The 19,837-nt window shown below is 42.1% G+C and carries 17 protein-coding genes; 10 read left to right on the plus strand and 7 right to left on the minus strand.

Annotation, left to right across the window (positions count from 1 at the left end; all coding sequences use genetic code 11):
• Positions 1 to 21: 21 nt before the first annotated feature.
• The 5 genes from P3339_RS13305 to P3339_RS13325 form a co-directional block, all read right to left on the minus strand.
• Positions 22 to 459 carry an acyl-CoA thioesterase gene (locus tag P3339_RS13305; protein ID WP_020415158.1) on the minus strand — a complete coding sequence of 146 codons (438 nt, stop codon included), beginning with the start codon at positions 457 to 459 and terminating at the stop codon, positions 22 to 24.
• Positions 456 to 1,622, minus strand: coding sequence for an iron-containing alcohol dehydrogenase (locus P3339_RS13310; RefSeq protein WP_282950787.1), 1,167 nt, complete (start codon positions 1,620 to 1,622; stop codon positions 456 to 458). The genes P3339_RS13305 and P3339_RS13310 overlap by 4 nt, the downstream gene beginning before the upstream one ends.
• 1,467 nt (positions 1,623 to 3,089) lie before the next feature.
• Entirely contained in the window at positions 3,090 to 3,674 is a 585-nt protein-coding gene (locus P3339_RS13315) for a hypothetical protein (RefSeq protein WP_020415155.1), read from the minus strand.
• Between the two features lie 16 nt (positions 3,675 to 3,690).
• Complete coding sequence (locus P3339_RS13320) at positions 3,691 to 4,827, minus strand: dipeptidase (protein WP_282950788.1); 1,137 nt, start codon at positions 4,825 to 4,827, stop codon at positions 3,691 to 3,693.
• A gap of 18 nt (positions 4,828 to 4,845) precedes the next feature.
• Complete coding sequence (locus tag P3339_RS13325) at positions 4,846 to 6,513, minus strand: amidohydrolase family protein (protein ID WP_020415153.1); 1,668 nt, start codon at positions 6,511 to 6,513, stop codon at positions 4,846 to 4,848.
• Positions 6,514 to 6,698: 185 nt separating this feature from the next.
• Here P3339_RS13325 and P3339_RS13330 point away from each other — a divergent pair, with 185 nt between their 5' ends.
• Genes P3339_RS13330 through P3339_RS13340 form a run of 3 tightly spaced genes read left to right on the plus strand, consistent with a single transcriptional unit; the run spans position 6,699 to position 8,861 of the window.
• Positions 6,699 to 7,604: a LysR family transcriptional regulator gene (locus tag P3339_RS13330; protein ID WP_282950789.1), complete on the plus strand. Its 906-nt coding sequence runs from the start codon at positions 6,699 to 6,701 to the stop codon at positions 7,602 to 7,604.
• A gap of 4 nt (positions 7,605 to 7,608) precedes the next feature.
• Positions 7,609 to 8,139, plus strand: coding sequence for a divalent metal cation transporter (locus P3339_RS13335; protein ID WP_282950790.1), 531 nt, complete (start codon positions 7,609 to 7,611; stop codon positions 8,137 to 8,139).
• Between the two features lie 17 nt (positions 8,140 to 8,156).
• On the plus strand, positions 8,157 to 8,861 hold the full coding sequence (locus P3339_RS13340; RefSeq protein WP_282950791.1) for a hypothetical protein: 705 nt from the start codon (positions 8,157 to 8,159) through the stop codon (positions 8,859 to 8,861).
• 212 nt (positions 8,862 to 9,073) lie between these two features.
• Here P3339_RS13340 and P3339_RS13345 read toward each other — a convergent pair whose 3' ends face one another.
• The gene (locus P3339_RS13345) at positions 9,074 to 9,457 is read right to left on the minus strand and encodes a hypothetical protein (RefSeq protein ID WP_020415150.1); all 384 of its coding nucleotides are present in this window, start codon (positions 9,455 to 9,457) and stop codon (positions 9,074 to 9,076) included.
• A 973-nt stretch (positions 9,458 to 10,430) separates the two neighbouring features.
• Between P3339_RS13345 and P3339_RS13350 the strand changes: the two genes are divergently transcribed.
• From P3339_RS13350 to pcp, 6 genes are all read left to right on the plus strand, one after another.
• Positions 10,431 to 11,504, plus strand: coding sequence for a 3-deoxy-7-phosphoheptulonate synthase (locus P3339_RS13350; RefSeq protein WP_020415149.1), 1,074 nt, complete (start codon positions 10,431 to 10,433; stop codon positions 11,502 to 11,504).
• 228 nt (positions 11,505 to 11,732) lie between these two features.
• On the plus strand, positions 11,733 to 12,188 hold the full coding sequence (locus P3339_RS13355; protein WP_282950792.1) for a hypothetical protein: 456 nt from the start codon (positions 11,733 to 11,735) through the stop codon (positions 12,186 to 12,188).
• A gap of 226 nt (positions 12,189 to 12,414) precedes the next feature.
• On the plus strand, positions 12,415 to 13,023 hold the full coding sequence (locus tag P3339_RS13360) for an OsmC family protein (RefSeq protein WP_020415147.1): 609 nt from the start codon (positions 12,415 to 12,417) through the stop codon (positions 13,021 to 13,023).
• A gap of 1,462 nt (positions 13,024 to 14,485) precedes the next feature.
• Positions 14,486 to 14,950 carry a hypothetical protein gene (locus P3339_RS13365; protein WP_020415145.1) on the plus strand — a complete coding sequence of 155 codons (465 nt, stop codon included), beginning with the start codon at positions 14,486 to 14,488 and terminating at the stop codon, positions 14,948 to 14,950.
• A gap of 1,396 nt (positions 14,951 to 16,346) precedes the next feature.
• Positions 16,347 to 16,766: an ester cyclase gene (locus P3339_RS13370; protein ID WP_020415144.1), complete on the plus strand. Its 420-nt coding sequence runs from the start codon at positions 16,347 to 16,349 to the stop codon at positions 16,764 to 16,766.
• 106 nt (positions 16,767 to 16,872) lie between these two features.
• A complete protein-coding gene (pcp, locus tag P3339_RS13375; RefSeq protein WP_282950793.1) occupies positions 16,873 to 17,541 on the plus strand; it encodes a pyroglutamyl-peptidase I in 669 nt (222 codons plus the stop codon).
• 140 nt (positions 17,542 to 17,681) lie between these two features.
• On the opposite strand, the gene P3339_RS13380 is transcribed toward pcp, so the two are convergent.
• Positions 17,682 to 18,143 (minus strand): cupin domain-containing protein, encoded by a 462-nt coding sequence (locus tag P3339_RS13380; RefSeq protein WP_282950794.1) that lies wholly within the window; start codon positions 18,141 to 18,143, stop codon positions 17,682 to 17,684.
• A 358-nt stretch (positions 18,144 to 18,501) separates the two neighbouring features.
• Between P3339_RS13380 and P3339_RS13385 the strand changes: the two genes are divergently transcribed.
• Positions 18,502 to 19,749: an MFS transporter gene (locus P3339_RS13385; RefSeq protein ID WP_282950795.1), complete on the plus strand. Its 1,248-nt coding sequence runs from the start codon at positions 18,502 to 18,504 to the stop codon at positions 19,747 to 19,749.
• Positions 19,750 to 19,837: the final 88 nt, after the last annotated feature.

Raw genomic sequence — 19,837 nt, forward strand, 5'->3', positions numbered from 1 at the left:
CTTAATACATATATTTAATTTTCAATTCTTAATACATGCACTTTGTAATGCCTTTAGCAATTGACCAGAAATTTTACTCGGCTGTTCGGTACTCCGATTAACAAAGACATGCGTCATAGAGCCATGCGCACATGCATTTTCTTGTTTTTCTTTAAAAATTGCGACACCATATTCTACTGAAGAATTGCCTATTCGATTAACCCTAAAAGCACCAAGTATTTTTTCAGGATATGAAATACCAGCCAAATAATTACATTCAGATTTTACTATATAACCAATGTTCTCACTGGATTTAATATCCAATCCAGCTTTATTAATCAAAAAGCTATTCACAATAGTGTCAAAATATGAGTAGTAAACGACATTGTTTACATGCCCATACACATCATTATCCATCCATCTGGTAGTTAACTCTTCAAAACAAAAATAATCTGTACGTAACACAGCCTGCTTACTCACAAAGCCTCCTCATAAGCAGCCTGATAAATCAGGAGTGCATCATCATGAGACAGCGGTTTCGGATTATTGATTAGTAAGCGAGTTTGTAGCATTGCATCGGTGGCGAGCATCTCTAAATGATGCTCGCCAATATCTAACTGTTTTAAGGTCCGGGGTAATTTTAATCGTTCAATTAGCCGCTCAATAAAGATAATGAGATCAGAACACACTTTTTGATCTGATTGAGACGTATTTATGTGTTCACAAATATATGGCGCCAATTCACTATAGAGCTTGGCTGTATCACTCTGATTAAAGCGCATCACATGTGGCAATACTAACGAGTTGCCTAATCCATGAGGTACATGAAAATGCCCCCCTAATGGGTATGCTAGCGCATGTACAGCGGCAACTGGTGCATTGGCAAAAGCCTGACCTGCAAGGCAGGCACCCAATAACATATTTTGTCTTGCTTCTATGTCCTCTCCATGATGTGTGGCCTGTTCTATATTTTTTGAAAGCAATAGCAACGCCTGCTTGGCTAGCATATCTGAGTAGGCATTTTTCTTGTGCTTAGACGTATATGCCTCTATGGCATGCACCATAGCATCAATGCCCGTTGCAGCAGTAACATGAGCTGGCAACCCTAGAGTTAATTGTGCATCTAATAAGGCAACATCTGGCAATAATTGTTTGGAGACGATGCCATCTTTGGTGGTTTCTCCCGTTGTTAAAACCGCGATGGGTGTTACTTCTGAACCGGTGCCAGCAGTGGTAGGTATTAAAACCAAGGGTACGCGACCTCCTTGAACTCGTTCAAGCCCATATAGCTGTTCTAGAGATTGCTGAGAATCCATCATAACAGCAACAACTTTGGCGGTATCCATTGAACTGCCACCACCAAATCCAATTACACCATCAACATTATGCTGCTTTGCTAAGGCTACTGCCGACAATACTATCTGCTCTCTAGGATCAGCACTAACTTCATCAAAGACAATGGTCGCAAATTTACTATGTAATTGCTCCTTCAGTTTCTCAACCAAGCCACAATTTACAATACCTTGATCAGTGACCACTAACAACTTAGTTATATTTAGTTGGTCACATATCTCACTAATTCTATTTAACCTACCAGGGCCATTTATAATCGATTTTGTAGTATTAAATTGAAAACTTAACATAGGATTGTCACCGCCTTAATTATTATGTGCTGATTCGTTTGGCAATAGTTCCATTTCAAACCCTAGGGAACTTCTGATTAGTTCAGAGTAAATTTGGTACTAATCAGTTATCAGTAAAGACTACGATAAATTAATCACCAAGTCACCAGTGTAGATACGCTGACGTATCTAGATTATCTGGCAGCTAAACCTCCCTCTCCAGCCTTCTTTCCCAACGTGAGCCCGCGTCCAGCGTATCTGGAGATAAGGCTTCTTCACTTGCCCCACGAGATTGGGTACGGGCCAGCGATAGACCCAAGGTTTCAATGCCGTATAGACTGGACTGTTAACCGAGGTTAATACCTAGTTTTCTTCCCCTTCGCGCTACTCCACCATTGAGGCACGCGGGGTAAAGACGCCTTTAAAACGATATATTGATGTACATAGAGCCGAGTATCTTATGAAGCACTCCAGCAGGCAACCCAGCCTTCATATGCTGGAGTGGAAGCTCGACGGTATTACCAACGATCAACTATTCCAGATAGGGAAAATGTGACCTCGATTGAAAAATCTGCTGCATTTACATTGATAAAGACGAGAGGCCCTGCCCTACTAAGCCTGGCTCTTAAACTACTCTATTAACCCTTGAGGTGCGCCCATTCGGGAGTAAGGACCTTTGCACTTTCATCTACAGCGTCGAGGGGAAGTTTCACGACACTTCCAGTATCGTAGACCTTATTGCAAAATAGGATCAGATCTCCTACCCCAAATAAAGTAACCTTCTCCGAAGCATCAATCTGAATTGTAAAGGGCTCCCGCCTTAAAAAGCAGCACCATTAAACCACGCTTCCTAGAAGTACGCAGTTGCTTCCACGGGCGACAAAAAGCACTTTGTGCCCAGCCCGCAATAAGTACCCCCCGCAGTAACTGTCTAGGGCTCCGGTACCCATAGCGATAGCTCTCATTACTTTCTTTGGCCCTATGGAATCGAATGTACTTTTTTCCATACCGGACTGCCATTGACAGTTACTTTAGCTTTCCTATAGAGGACTGTAACTGAATTGTGCTAAATACACACAATTGGGATATACAAAATACAGAGTAAGACAAGACAAGACAAGACAAGACAAGACAAGACAAGACAAGACAAGCATACCTCACATAGCAACCCAGCTGGCCATTATCCGAGCTTAAAAGGATAGAAATAAGGTAGATTACCGGTAAAATTAAGTACTAATTTACACAGAAATGAGTTTACCAACAGCCAAGTCCACTATTTTTTGGGTCGAGTTTTTGGCTTAGCCGTCCTAGTCCCTCATGCAGATAACCTGGTCTGACTCAAGGTGTGGGAGCGCCAAGGGCCTACCTACCTGTGGGACCCAGTAACAAACGAACTAGCATCTCACTATAAAAACCAAACTCTCTATCCGCTATCACCTCTTTAGTGACGTATTTGTCAAAGAGGTGATTAAATCTAGGGTTCTACCACTAACAATCAGAGGGTTTTATCGACTGAAGTTCTTTCCAAACGGGATGAGAAGAATCTTGTGGAGAGACAAGGAAAAACCAGCGAAGCTCATTAATTTTTTCACAATGGATTTGGTCCCCTTTAAAGTGGAGGGTCTGTTCCTTTTTGGTTACAAATGGCTCAATCCAGCTTATCTGACCAGTATATTTGCCATCAACCTGCTCAATTGTAATAGCAGGCTCATATTCTTTGCCTTCAGTGACGGCTTTGTACAACCCCCTATAGTAGGAGGCTATAAAATTCTCAATTTTGGTCTTTCCAATAACTTGATTCTTCTCAGGCTTATGGGTCCATGAAAAAGCATAACTAAAAAAATCTTCTTTTTCTTGTTTATACATGCCAGGTAAAAACACAAGCTCTTCAATACCATTCAAGGTGATATCTGAAGCAAATTCGATCGGGAAAGGAATTACTTCAGTCTTTGAACCTTTTGGGAATTCAGAGTAAGTGCTAAGCTCTTCAGCAGAGAGCAAAGGTGAAAAGAGAAGCGTAACACAAGCAACCAGCCGAGTTAAAATATTATCAAATTTTAGATATTTATCCATTTAAGCTTATCTTCCTTTAATTCCATACATTAGAAAAAACACGCAACCAGTTTTTACCAACTATTTTTTCTACTACTCGATCAGAGATCCCTTTTTGACTTAGCTTATAAGCAATAAGCTCCATTCGTCTCTCAGAATTCAGTTCGGGAATAAATGGAGGACGATGTGGGGTTTCTCCTGGCGCTGAAATTCCTGCCGCAATACGACGCTCAACTTCTTTGCGAATACTCTCCCGATACTCAGGGCCGTCGTTGACTGGCACTACGCCTTGATCACTACCGATAGCAACATGATCTTCACCGCATATATTATAGGCATGCAATAGATGTTTAATTACCATATCAGCCTTAATTTCATGCTCACCGCCTTCCAAAAATGGCATTAAATAGATACCAACCAAGCCGCCGGTGTCTGCTGCTGCTTTCAACTCTGTATCGTCATTATTTCGAGGATGCTTATAAATCGTATTACAGCCAGTATGGGAGATCACAATCGGTCTTTTTGACTGCCTGATGGCACTGGCAACAGTTCTCTTTCCTGAGTGTGATAGATCGACCAGCACCCTCTCTGATTCCATTATCTCTATGGCTTTCTTGCCGAGCGAGGTAATTCCTGAATCCTCCTTGACAAGACCACCGCTACCAAGAATTGAAGGGCCATTGTAAGAGACCTGCATGATCTTAACACCCATCTTGGCAAACTCTGAAATACCTGAAAGTGTTTCATCAAGCATTTCAGTTGACTGAAATCCCATTATGATACCAAGCTTTTTTTCCTCTTTAGCTTTTAGAATATCTGATGCGGATAGAATCAAGCTTAAGTAGTTCGAATTATGCTCAATGATAGCTTTAGTTTTTTCGACCTTTTTTAAAGTCTCTCCATAGTCATCACCTGGGTAGGGAACAGTCATATTCAAGGCACTAATCCCTGAGCTTTTGAATATCCCCAGCGACTTCTGGGAAACAGGCTCCTTGAGCGAGAATGCTACACTGAGCCCATCAATTACAATCGATGAATCGTATTGATTCCACACTGATTTTCCTGCATCAACCCCTGAAAAAGCATTTAATATGCCCGAATTAATAGCCAGATAAGAACCAAGACTACCTGACATCAGAGATTTAATTAATGCTCTTCTATTTATATCGCTCATAAAACCCCCTCGCCAGAATTAATCAGTACTTCGTGAAGCAATACACTCAACTTCCGCTTTTGCATCAAGTGCAAGTCCGCTTGCTGCAAAAGCACTCCTTGCAGGCTTTTTTCCATTGAAGTACTGAATATAAACTTTATTCGCCTCTGGCCAGTCATCAATATCAGCAAGCATCAAAGTACATTTAACCACATCATCAAAACCCAGATTTTTGCTCTCAAGAACTTGGCCAATATTCTTCATTGTTTGATGCATCTGAACTTCTAGGCTTTCACCTGCCAAGGTTAAAGTTGAAGGATGATTGCCGATCTGTCCGGATAGCCAAATAGTTCCATTCATTTCACGTGAAGAAGAGAACGGCAACTGTGGGTCGTCGCCGATAAAGATAAAACGACCATTCTTTACAACATGAACTATCGATTTACTATTTTCAATATTCTTCTCGGGACTTTCTGAAAGCACCACCAAATTTGCTTTCTTACCTTCTTCAACACTACCGACAGAGTCTTCGATTCCTATCACCTTTGCGGCATTTAAAGTAGCTGCTTGAATTGCTTCGAGAGGCTTCATACCTATCTCACCTACGAGTAGCTTCAACTCATGGTGAATCATCGGTGTTGTGTCATTTTCCAGGTCACTAAATGCATCTGTGCCCGCGGCAATAGTAATGCCGCTTTGATAGGCAAATTGTGTCATTTTTGTACTAAGCTGATCAAGCAGCCTATATTTTTCGTTTAATTCATTCCTTTGTTCAAAAACGGTGAGTGTTGCATCTAGAATTGTTCCATTCTCATTCATTGCGTCAAAAAGATCTAAATAGCTATCTTTTTGTAGGATTTCTTCCCACTTTGAGCCATCCAGTTCAGCAGTTTTTCTTCGCCATTCCTTGAAGTTGTCAACTAACTGTGCGGATATATCAGAGGCATGTGAAATAGTCTCAACGCCAGCATTAACGGTTTGTAGGGGTTTGGAAGGGCCAATATAAGCATGCGACCAGACTTTTAAGCCGTGTTTTTTGGCCGCGCTAGCGAGTAATGGAACCGTCTCAGCTTCAACGTCTGCATATATCTTGATGCCTGTTGCACCAGCACCTTTAGCCTGGAGCATTATTGAATCCATATCGGAATGCTCGCCTACCGCTCTCATCCAGACGGTGTGCCCAGGTTCGCGCCCTTTGGCTGACGCAATGGTTCTAGGATCTGAGAAAAAGGATTCTCCACCAATTATGACTGAAAAGTAGATATCCGGCGACGCGATCGAATCCACCTCAGCTTGACGTTTTAAGTACGCCAGTGCTCTCGCATCGCCTCCCATATCTCTCACAGACGTGACGCCGCCGCGAAGCAGATATCTAAGTCGCTCAGTAGTAATCGAAAGCTTATCCCAGTCATCCGGATCTGTAGCGTGATGAACATGAGCGTCTATTAGACCTGGTATAACGAACTTACCTTTTAAATCAACAACGCTCGCCCCCTTCACTTTGGACAGCTTCTTCGTAGAAGCGATTCTCTTAATCTTGTCGCCTTCGATGAGGATCGATTGATCTTTGGCGATTTTAAGTGATTTAACATCCACTATATTGGCGTTAATGAGCAAAACTGGCTCTAGAGTATCTTCGGAAGCTAAGGCGTAGCTATTGGTGGTGATAAATAGAACTACCAGAGTCAATATTTTCTTTATATTCATGGAGTTATCTAAAGGGAAGCTTGCAGGATTTTAATCTAATCGCGCTATTTTGCGCCACTAAAGTCATATTTGAAATGCCATATTATTTTATAGTGTATAAACTATAAGTTTATTTGGTGTATCGGTATACTCAATTCCGGTCCACGACGATAAGAGATGAAGCTGACTGGCCGCGAGGAAAGTCAATGAATAAATTACACGCACTTGAAGCCTACTGCTTGGCCTGCGAAAAGCAGAGCTTCGCAGCTGCTGCTCGTGAGCTCGGAATCTCCGCAGCGATGGTTGGCAGGTACATAAAGCAATTAGAGGAAGAGCTGGGCTGCCTATTGGTGATGCGCAATACGCGCAAAGTATCGATAACCGAAGCAGGCGAGAACTACTATAAACAGATTTCACCAATACTAAAAAAACTCCATACCGTCAATCAGGCGATGTCAGAATATAATCAAGAGCCCAAGGGTAGACTTTCGATATCCACTAGCGTAGAACTGGGCAGTCAATACTTCTCCGGATTGATCGCAAATTATCGCGAGCTTTATCCTCAAGTGTTTCTGGATTTTCACCTTAGCAATGATCCTCTCGATTTACTTGACAATAAAATCGATCTTGTTTTTAGGATCGCACCAGAGTTACCCGATTCTAGCTATATCGTCCAATCTGTCGCAAAGACCAAGTTAGCACTCTGGGCGAGTGACTCGTACGTTGAAGAAAATGGACTGCCTGAAAGCTTGGAATCACTAAAGAAGCACCAATTACTGTTCTTTAACCACAGTATCCGCGGCGACCATTGGCTATTTCTAGATAAAGAAGAAGTCAAGAAAATAAAACTTCCCTGGGCATGGCAATCCAATAATGGAAGACTATTAAATGAAGCCGCCGCAGAAGGACAAGGGATTATTCAAGCCCCATTTTATTCAGTCAAATCTTATGTCGAATCTGGGCAACTAATTGAAATTTTGCCTGAATTCACAATAAAACCACTAACAGTCTTTGCGCTCTACCCTCATCGTTGTGAACTATCTTTGAAAGTTAAAACTTTTATCGACATGGCAAAAAGTTATTTTGCAAAACACCATTCTGAGCAGTTCTAATTTAATGGATGTATTTAAACGCACTTTCTCAAATCTGGGCCCTGGAATCATTTGGGCTGCAAGCAGTATTGGCGTATCTCATATCGTACAGTCTACCCGGGCAGGAGCGGATTACGCTTTTGCTTTAATTGGATTTATCTTTCTGGCTCATTTAATCAAGTATCCTTTTTTCAAAATCGGTCCAGAATATGCTGCTGTAACTGGCGAGAGTCTATTAGAAGGCTACAAAAAACACAGTCGATTGGGCTTTTATAGTTATCTGGTACTCACATTTTTAACAATGTTCTTTGTACAGGCGGCGGTTACGATTGTCACTGCAGCCTTGGCTCTGAATCTATTTGGTGATGTCTTAAATGTTTCGGAGTGGTCCGCCGTCATTCTGATCATCACATGCGGAATACTGATTGCTGGCCAATTTAAGTGGCTAAATGAATCCTTAAAATGGATGGTACTTATACTAGCTATCGCCAGCTTAATCACGCTCATTGCTGCAATAAGTCAGTACGGCCTTCTCCCCCTAAAACATATTTATTGACTGATTTAGGCCCAGCTATGAGTATCGCATTTGTCGTTGCCTTAGTCGGCTGGATGCCCACATCTATTGAAGTTTCTGTTTGGCACTCTATTTGGTCAGAACGAAAAATAAAAGAACTTCCGGAAAGAGAGTATGCTAAGAAGTCTTTAGTATTTGACTTTAAAGTTGGTTATTTCACCAGCTTGCTATTAGCAATAGTATTTGTGTGGTTAGGCGCATTAATAATGTTTGGGAAAGGTATAGAACTATCCCAGTCTGCTGGCATTTTTGCCGGACAACTAATCAATATTTATACCGAATCTCTAGGTGATTGGAGCCACTTAATAATCAGTATTATTTGTTTTTTCGCACTTTTTTCAACAACATTTGCGGTCTCTGATGGATTCCCTCAAGTTTGGCGAAGCGCCCTAAAAGGCTCAGGTGGCAACCAGATTTCTGAGCATAGGGTCTACATAATAAGCCTAGTTACGCTAAGCCTTATAAGCTGGTTTATTATTTCCCTATTTGCCAATCAGCTAAAAAGCCTTATCGACTTTGTCACCACTTTATCTTTCGTTTGCGCACCAATCTTTGCACTACTCAATATTTTGGTCATGAATGGTAAATGGGTACCAAGAGAGTATCACTTAAAAGGCTGGTATTTGGCTTATACTTTTGCCTGCTTGGGCTTGCTGATCTGCTTTAGTTTATATTTTGTTTATTGGCGCTTTCTGAGTGACTGATTACTAATCATGGAATCTCCATCAGTATTCCTCACTAATGGATAACATCGCCATACCACACACCATTAATGTCTCTACTTTTTTCTTAGAAGTCTCATTAAGACTTCTAAGAAAAATAATTATTCTTATAACACCCACATATTAACTTTTCCCTAAGCATATTTTACATGAAAAATTTAAATGCACTCATGCTAGCTAATACACCCTTTTTGCTATCTATCAAGGACTGGACTTCGTTTAGATTCATCATAGTTTCTACTAAAACACTCATCAAAATCCGATTCCTTTATATCTTCTGCCTTCATTAACTCTCTCAATGAGCACTGCCCAAACTCCATCGTAATATTCATCTGCTCTTCATCAGATAGACTCATACCTAAATCCAGGTATTTCGAAGAACATTCAGTTGTATTTTTTACAAAATATGTAACGCAATCTTGTAAGTCTGATAGTATCTCAGGCTTGATACAGTAAAGAAAATTTTGATTTCCACTGCAGTAATATGCGGATATTTTACTAACTGCTTTTTCCTTGAATGTTTCGGCAATAAGGCCACTGGAGTAAATAACTAGCATTAAAAGTATCGGTAGCCTCATAGTTTTTTACTCAAAGTTTTATTCAAGCAAAGGGGTAGCAGTGATTCACTAGGATTGCCACATTTGAATTTAGCAAGATATGCAAGCAAATTGATGCGTTAGCATAGATCAGTAAAATTATAGAACAAGACTAACTTAATGTCTTATTAAGGGCGGGTTAAAAGCAGTACAAATATTCCCGCGAAGGTCACGCCTCACGAGCCTTCTTAGATCTTCAGCAGTCCGTTTGGCTCTTGATTCCGTTTGATTTCTGATTCCACATCATCCCTGAAGCTATTTTTCATAAACTGACCAATTGACCATTAGCATCTTAACCTTTCCGAATGGGTCACCAAGCCCATGGGCAGAAACTTCAGAATTCCGCAATCTTTAGGCAAGCGATTATTCGCAAACATCGTTTCATGTGCAGAGTATCCTCCCCTCAATCCAGCCACGAAAGTAGAGCACATTCTTGAAAACAGTCAGAATGGCGCATGTTCGGAAAGGTAGAGCCCAACTACGATTCTGAGTGCTGATTCAAGCCTAATACCTAAAGCAACTGCAAAGATTCATATGAGAGCATCCACACCATCGACTTCAATTTCATTCCTGATTGCTCAAAGGGGTTCAAATTTGTGACTTTTAATCTACCAAGCCAGAGGCCCTTCTACTGCAGCCCTTCCAACCAACCCTACCGGTGAACGAGTAGTTCACTCCCTCAAGGTCTCCTTTCCTCAGTGGCAGCATTCCCAAGCTGCACGTGATTATCTTCTCAGTTCGCAGGCCCTATTCGCCACAACGGACTCAACTGAGCTCCCTAAATTCTGTCAAAGTGCCAAACTGTCACAGGATAAAGGTAAATGAATATCCCAAAATCGGGCCAAATATTTGGTTGCAAATGAAACCCTCGCCCTATTCTTTGTGGCACAGTAGGATAAGTCATCCGCCTGCAAGTGCAGCGCGGTACTATGGAACAGAGTAATCAGAAGACGCTATGACCACACAGCAGTTCGACGACTTGAATGTCGTCTCCCAGGAAGTTCTGATCAGCCCGGAGATGCTGAAATCAGAACTCCCCATCAGTGATGCCGCCGAAGCAACTGTCGCCAAAGGGCGTTCCGCCGTGCGTGACATCCTGGATCGCAAAGACCACCGCCTAATGGTGGTAATCGGACCCTGCTCCGTTCACGATGTGGGCGCTGCGATGGAGTATGCCAAGCGCCTTAAGGCGGTAGCTGATAAGGTTTCAGATACTCTGCTGATAGTGATGCGTGTCTATTTTGAGAAACCGCGTACCACAGTTGGCTGGAAGGGGCTGATCAACGACCCTCATCTTAATGATTCTTTTAAGATTGAGGAAGGTCTGCACATCGGCCGCAAACTGCTCCTGGATGTCGCCGAGCTGGGGTTACCCACCGCTACAGAAGCGCTGGACCCAATCTCACCCCAGTACCTGCAAGACCTTATTTCCTGGTCAGCTATTGGCGCGCGTACTACCGAATCCCAAACTCACCGAGAAATGGCCAGCGGCCTATCCTCCGCTGTGGGCTTTAAGAACGGTACCGACGGCGGCTTGGAAGTGGCGATTAACGCCTTGCAGTCTGTCGCTAATCCCCACCGATTCCTCGGTATCAACAAGCGCGGTCAAGTTGCGATCATTCACACGTCCGGCAACCCATACGGCCATGTGGTACTGCGCGGTGGTAATGACAAGCCAAATTATGACTCGGTAAGTGTTGCAATGTGTGAGCAGGAGTTACGCAAGTCTAATATCGTGCCAAATATTATGGTGGATTGCAGCCATGCGAACTCCAACAAGAACCACGAATTACAGCCCCTTGTTGTGGACAATGTGACCCATCAAATCCTCGACGGCAACCAGTCAATCATCGGTATCATGGTGGAAAGCAACCTGAAAGCCGGCAACCAGAAAATCCTGCCGAAGCTGGATGATATGGAATACGGCGTTTCCGTTACCGACAAATGCATCGATTGGGAAACTACCGAGTCGTTACTGCTGGGAATGGCAGAGCAACTGCATGACCCGCTAAAGCGGCGTAACGCTTGATCAAACCCTTTGATGGTATCAGGGCCTTCTAGAGGTCCTGATACCTTCGCTCTATCAACTCCCACTACCTCCCTTCCCTAGTCCTCCACCTAACAATCGCTGACATTCTTCATTTACAGGAGTATGCTGCAGCAGGAGTTACCATTTTGTGACGCCAAAGTCTACATTTTATCTATTTAATTCTGTCAACGAGGCATGTAATTAGTCGGTTTAAATCGGGCCACAATAATGGAACTGCAGTCCAACAAAGTCTTAACCTATATATTCGGCGGATTTATCCTAGTTTGGCTGCTAGTGAGCCTTAGCTTCGCTCTGGAAGGCAATGCGATGTTCCCCTGGATTGCCACTACCCTGCTTGCACTACTTGCTTGCATCACCTTCTCATTCGAAAAAACACGTTATGTCGACGGCACAAAGAAGTTGTTTATTTCTGAAAACCGAATCCTTTGGCATAGCTGGACAGAGAAGCACCCCCTTAGCATCTTTCAAGGAATAAAAGTAATTCCCTATTCAAGCTACTCGGCAAGCAGTAAAAAAAGCTACACCAGCTGGCATATCAATCTGGTATTTCGACATGCCAGCGCCAACGAGGGCGTATTGGCCAGGGTTTTCACCAGAAAAGAGGATGCCCTGGAATTTGCTGATAAGCTTTCAGAGCTAACCGCATTACCAGTCCTGGACTGAAAAATCTTTGAGTTTTATAGGATGCTTTAAGCTGACTCAGGAAGATAATCCTAAGTTATTCTCTATACCTATAACTGCTTTTCTCTATAGACTCTGTGAAGTAGATCAAAGGCACCCTAATATTCCGCCCTATCTGTATGATTCCTAGCCCCGAGTTCTAAGGTCAATAACTTGCCTTCATTGTGACCCACAGGTCTGGACTTAAATTTATTGAGGAGAGGCAAATATGGACTCCATCAAGTGGGACATGTCTTCTTCAACAATTGTTCGCAAACTTTCGGAAGAAGCTGAACAATTAACGTTTGCCGCACCTCACCTGGACAAGGTGAAACAAGGGGAGCTACTGAAGTTCCATGCACATATCAACGTAGAACAATTGCCTCAGGGGCATCATCTTAAAAAAGCTACGATATTTTCCAATGTTCCCAATGGTGGCACCTGGGAACTGATTTGTGATGAAGGTACCGCGGTTGGCGGTCGAGGCAGTGCCCCATCACCAATTATGTATTTCTCTGCAGGACTGGCACTTTGCATGATGTCCCACGTAGAGATGCTAGCAAAACTAGCAGATATTAAACTGAACAGTGTGAGGCTCGAGCAAAAAACTGAGTTTTCTACAACAATGAATTTTGGGGGGATCAAACCTGAGGAAGTTTTTGGCACAGGTGATCGAGTGGAAATGCATTTGATCATCGAGAGTGACGAATCAGAAGAAAAACTGCTGGAATTCGCCCACTGCTGTCGACAAGCTTGCATGTCACTTCAAACTGTAGCTTGCGCAACGCCGGTTTCGACCAAACTATATCTAAATAATAGTGAACGCTCCTTCGAGTAGGCCTATTCTACAAAGCCCTAATTGATCTCAGCGGGATATATTATATTGATTGATAACTAACGAGGTATCCAAGGTAATCCTTAAGTTAACAGGCTCGAAGCAAATAACTTCATAAATTCAATTAACTTTGATTTTCCTCTTACAAAAAAAATCACTAAAAAACCAGCTACCAGCATTGGTAAGTGACCTACCGATTCATGTAATCTGATAGTGGAAGCCATCAAGAATAATGACATCACTACAGTTAAAATTGTCAATCAGACAGGCCCCATCAACACAGCCAAACAAAATCAGAAATCAGCCACCCCAAAGAAAAAAAGATCAGAGCTGAGAAGAATTTCCACCATAGACAGGACAGAAAGCCCCAATAATATTACCGTATAAACTCCAATCCTACGTAAGAATTAAGCCATTTTTTGTGAACAGCAAAAGCCATCAGCTGCACGCCTAGCCTGCCAAATAAGACAACAATTAATAACAAAGTTACCCCCACCAACATAGATAATATGTACCAAACTTTATGACAATCAATGTCAGACCAAAGAACTTGGAAACTGACGGGTAACCTATAACTCAATTGGATTCCAGCGTTTATACAAAACACAATAAAAAGAACTTATAAGGGGCACCAATACAAAAAATCAATTCCAACTCGACTAGATTACTATCACCCTGTACAAATCAGCAGAAATAGAGCCGTATCGATTGAGAAACCCAAGGAGTCACAAACATCAATACTATTGAAAATAGTTTTACTTCCTTTTTCTATACATATTTATAGTTCACTGAAAACTTCTTAGATCTAAAAAAAATGTGCTATCTGGTCTTGCAATCATGAACACAGCTTTTCGAGAAAAAAATCATTTTGCACGCTGTCACGCTAGACGCTTATTATTTTTGAAAAAATAACGCATCGAGATAATTTCATATCAATTAAAAAAATCACCTGATGAGCCTGCAACAAAAGAGCCTTCTACTAGGCTCATTCAGTGAAGGATCCATCCTAGCCAATGCAACCCAAAGCTTGGAACTGCAGCCCCAACCACATCTACTCGAATTAAAAGGCCTCTTAATCCCCTAGCTTTACGCATTTTTGGCACTTACTCTCTATCAAGGTATCCGGAATGGCTCCAAAATATTTATAAATAATATGACGAACCAGTCATCGCAAATATCATTCAATTTAGCCCCATTTTAAAGCAAAAGCATTACGTATAAAGTCATGGTCAACCGTACAAACTGACATAAATCGAGACTCAAGTTCTATAGTCGATTCATGGTCTGGAATATTATTTGAGGCTGCTGCCAGTTATCGAAATAAACAGCACAAGGGAACTCAAAAAAGCTTTGCCTGAAATAACAAAAAAAATCTACAAAAAAATGAAACTTCTCAAACAGCACGTTGGGACTGCACACATGTTCGAGTAGACTTGTTGCCAAGTTGGGAGAAGGAGAAAACGTTATGCGTTATGTACTTTCAATGATATTACTACTCTCTCTTGCCGGTTTCAGTTATGCGCAAGAGCGTCTGGCACAGCTGCCAGCAGGCGCATCACCGGTGCAAATACTTGGTAAAACTTACTATCAAAGCGGCAATACTTTCTATGCCTTTAATGAACAGGGTCGTTATTTTTACCCAGTACAACCTCCGACTCGTATCCGTCAATATGAGCAACCTAGAAATATGTATTGGCGCGGTTCCCAGCCTCGCTACTACTGGCGTGGTTCTCAGCCTCGCTACTACTGGCGTGGTTCTCAGCCTAGCTACTATTGGCGCGACTCTACGCCTCGTTACTATGGCCTGACTCGCGATCAAGTAGAAGGTTGTATGAACGCGGCAGCGGACAAAGCAAATGCCAATCCTCGTATCGGTGGTAAAGTGTATATCCGCGAATATAACCAGTGCATTAGCAATCTGCGCTATTAGCAAAGTGCTATATGCACAAAGAACAAACCCTTAAGGGGCCCTCGGGCCCCTTTCTTATTTTACTTTCTAACTAGGGTATCTTTGTTCCTGCAGGATTAATAATCGATGGACTATGGCAGTGTCGTTAATAGATTTCATGTTTTATCACTAGTGCCAACGACTATCAGTATTCAGCCTCTAGAGCTACCCAGTTATAGTAAGAAGCCCGTGCTGTCTCCCGTACCTCTACCAGTACTATCTCCAAATCCGGTAAATTTTCGAATCTAGCCTTAGTCAACTATTGACTGATTTCCAAGAAATTGAAGATCGTATCGCCAATCGTGACAGTGGACCAGCTGGGCTTATTCCCTTAAGCGCACCTACAACACTCGGACAATTTTGGCACGCTCCACAGTTTCCAAAACTTATAGCTCACCCCCTTAATCGATTGGAGCTGTTTCTCGATAACCAGTTAAGAGATATCATTGGAGAAGGCTTTAACCTGGCAATACGCATCAAAGCAACATCCGTTAACTCTTCTCTATATGCACAAAAGTTGGGTAAGCATCACCGGCGCTTAGTTGCATCACTAGAAAATATACATCAATCGGGTATATCCCGGAGTCCGAAAGAACTAAACGGTTTTGCTTGCCTTTAGCTTTGATAAAAGCCCTGCTCATTGGAATTTATCGAGCAATAATCAGGAAATAACAATCAATATGCCCACTATTACATAGCCAATAACTATTTCCCCCTATACCAAGCTACCCTGGCCGAATCAGGCATCGCTAGCTTATGCGATTACCTGGAAAACAATGACATCACATCGATGTCTTCTAGTTGAAATCCTGCCACAATGGATACAAGCGAGCCGGCCATTATTTGGTGTATATCAGCAAAAGGAAGGCTACTTCACGCAAGCTGGGCGTACTATGGAAATTTTTACAAGGAATTTTTCCCAGGGATTGATTCAAATAACAACCCCAATAAATTCGTCTCTCACCCAGGCTTTATGTAGTCTTTATATAGAGGGTTATGGAGAAATCAACCACACATCATGATTTCGATAGCTTTTACAAGAATTAAAAAATATATCCACTTAGGAGCTTAAAGATCCAATTTAATCATTCCAGTCTTTGACAAACATATCAATGATTGGCACAACTTAAATCCATGGTATTAATCAAATTTCATATCTAATGGCACAAGAATTACTATGCCTTCCACCAAATATCAAAAATTGTTGAACAAAATTAGAGACCTTAAGTAACAGTTGAACGCCTCATCCTGACTTGTCACAAAAGTCTCTTAATAAAAGGCATAGTGCGCTACTACTTTCTATAAAATTTCACGCCCTACACTATGCTTGGATTTCTGCCATGGCACAGTACCGACTAACAAATCATCCGAGGATTATATGACTGCCAATCATAAAGAAACGTCAAAGAGTCTTCTCCAGCAGTGGGGAGATAACACACCTCATAAAGCCACTAGCTATCTCTCGCCCAACTACAAGAACCACCAGATGCCTGATGCAGGAAGTGCAACCTCATGCAAGTCACTTAAAGAATGGCAGGAACTTGTCACCGAATTCCATAAAGGATTTTCAGATGTAAAGATGGAAATCCTACTTCAAGTGGCCGAGGGCGACTATGTTTGCACACGTTGGCGAATGACAGCAAAGCATACTGGTAAATTTATGCAGTACGAACCGACAGGAAAAACTACCACCTGGACTGGTATTCACACTGATCTATACGAAAAAGACAAAATGGTGGAAAGTTGGGTTGACTGGGATAAGTATTCCTTCCTGGAACAACTGGGCCTCACAGACTAAATTTCGTGGTCTGGGCAAACAATTCCCAATGTAAATTTAAGCCTATAAATTTTATCTTTGTCAGCAACCAATTGCCCGAAAGCAAATTTCGGCGGAACTACCAAATATGAAAAAAATTATTGTTTCCGGCTTCGAAGCTTTTGGGCACACCCCCATAAATCCAGCAGAATCAGTCATGCGTGTTTTAGATGGAACCTATGTAGGGGAAGCTGAAATTTCTGGAATCTTAGTGCCCAATAATTTTTTTGAAAGTATTGAGATTGTTACTGTTGCAATAAAAGAGTTACAACCTCAGTTAGTGGTGATGCTGGGTGAGTATGGCGGTCGTGCAGAAATAACAGTGGAACGAATCGCACAAAATTTTAATGATTCTACCCGATATAACCTAAAGGATAACCGCGGTGTAGAAATGCAGGGTGAGCCAACCATACCCGACGGTCCCGTAGCCTACCGCAGCACCCTACCTTTAAGGGCCATGGTTAAGGCTATGCGTGGCGTGGGCGTCCCCGCAGATATCTCAGATACTGCAGCCACCTTTTGTTGTAACCATTTAATGTACGGTGTACTACATTATATTGCCATAAATCAGTTAGATATACGTGCCGGTTGGATTCACCTCCCACAATTACCTCACGTGGCGGCATTACCTGAAAATCTTGGCACTCCAAGTATGTCCAGGGAGACAGCCGCACTCGGCGTACATGCGGGGATAGAAGCAGCGCTCATTCACCCTAATGATATCAATGAGCCTATTCCATCCAGGTTCCAGATATAGAGTCCATTATATCGACTATTTATCACTGGTTACGCCGGTAAATTAGGCTCTTTACCTTCCAGTACATTTACAGACGTACAATATCGGCCTGTAAACATTTTATGAAATTCGAGATTTACAGACCAACCAAATAATTCATATTAACCAATTGCCGAGTTCCCATTAGCACTGATTAACACAAACGCAATACGGCAAGGCTCAGTCCCTCGATTAATCCAATTATGGATGGTCGCGCGCTGTATCAGTATATCTCCAGCAACCAGATGAACTTCTCTATCCTCTCCCAGAGCCATGTCAATCTCCCCAGAGAGGACTACGGCATAGTCAATACTATCTGTACGATGAATACGAGGCGTTACACCTGGGCCAAATTCAACCACTTTGAAGATGGAGCCACCCGCAATAGTAGTACCAGCCCTACGAGCCCCTTTATCGCTATTTGTCGAGTCAATCTCAACGGGCAGATCGGCTGTTGTCCAGAACTGTTGCTGCTCCATATGAGGACGCCAACTGGCAGTATGTTCACCCCTATCATCCAGAACCACGACAGGCTTGCCGGCACTATCGTGTCCTGTCACTACGCGTCGTATATTTAGCCCCATATCCTTTTCCATTAAGAGTCCTGACCCAACTTAATGATAGGGGCTATTTTCCCCTATATGCCACACTCTCAAGTTGGCAAGAGGAAAAATAGACTAGCGTATATACCATTGATAACTGTCACGTATCACTATAGATAACTTAAGCACTAGCTGATAACTTTGCACTACAGCAATGCTATATTTTGACTCTCTATACCTAAATCTTGTGTATCTCCACCTTTAGACAATAGATTAAATCACTAACTTATATAGAAGGCATAATAGTATCTAGACCTTTATTGAACTACTTATCTTACTTCTTCTATTCAGCGAAGACCTTCCCAAAAAAACTTTCAATAAATATGGTTGATCGGACAACATGAGCAACGAAAAGGAACATCCCTCAAAAAACGCTCCATATCCACATCGATGGTGGGTGCTCGGAGGCCTCGGTCTGGCTCTAATGATCGTTAATATCGATGTCACCGTGATCAACCTCGCCATCCCTACAATAGGGCGTAATTTCTCTGCAAAAATATATCAACTGCAATGGATCAATAATATCTATCTAATAGCCATGGGGGGATTAATTATCACCACCGGAAAATTTGGAGATCGATTTGGGCATAAAATTACGCTCATGCTTGGCATAACCATTTTCCTCGTCGGATCATTGATTGCAAGTTCAGCCCCAAACCTAGGAACCATAATAATAGGAAGATTCATACAGGGATCAGGCATGGCGGCCTCCTTCGGCATGATCTTTGTTCTAGCTGAAAGCCATTTCCCCAAATCTGAACGGGGTTTAGTCGTAGGACTACTGGTAATATTCACCGCTGCCGCTCAATCAATAGGCCCTATTTTAGGTGGATTTATTGTTACCCATCTGGGTTGGCGATGGGCTTTCTTAATAAACATTCCTGTTTGCTTATTGTGCCTTATCATCATTCATTTATTTGCAATAAGAGACACTCAAAATAAGGAGGTCAATGTCCACTATCAGTCGGGGTTTCTAATTCTGATTGCGTATCTTTTGATATTATTTTCACTCAATATCGTGCCTCACACAGGAATCAGAAGTCTTCAATTTATTCTACCCATCGTAACATCTATAGGAATTCTAACTTCTGTACTTCTTTGGCAGCGAACTATTCCTCAACCATTGATCAACTTAGAACTGCTACACAACAAGCTATTCCTGGGGTTACTTATAACTCGAGCATGCTTCCAAATGATATTTGGATCTTTCTTGTTTATTTTACCTTTATACCTGGAAAACATACTTGGGTACGACGCCGCCAAAGTAGGGCTTATTATTTTGACAATGACAATTTTCTTATGCTTCTCTTCAATCTTAACAGGGATATTTAACAATAGATTCAACCCTATCCCCCCTATTGTTATCGCACAATTTACCTGCTTAACTGGTGTCCTATCACTAACTTTGATGCCCGACAAACTATCCTGGTATTACTTAATACTCGGAATGGTTTTTATGGGAATTACTACCGGAATAATGTATTCTTCAACTAACCTTGCAGCGGTTCAATGCGCACCAAAAAAGAGAAGGGTGCGGCCTACGGATTGTTCATCTCTAATACATACCTTTGGTATGCTGCAGGAATAGCATTTACAGGAGCAATACTAAGCGCTGCAAGTGTTAGAACTTTCTCGAAAATCTCAAAAGAAGCTCTCTCCAACGAGCACAAAGTAAG

It is taken from the genome of Microbulbifer sp. MLAF003, from assembly GCF_030012965.1.
Classification (GTDB): Bacteria; Pseudomonadota; Gammaproteobacteria; order Pseudomonadales; family Cellvibrionaceae; genus Microbulbifer; species Microbulbifer variabilis.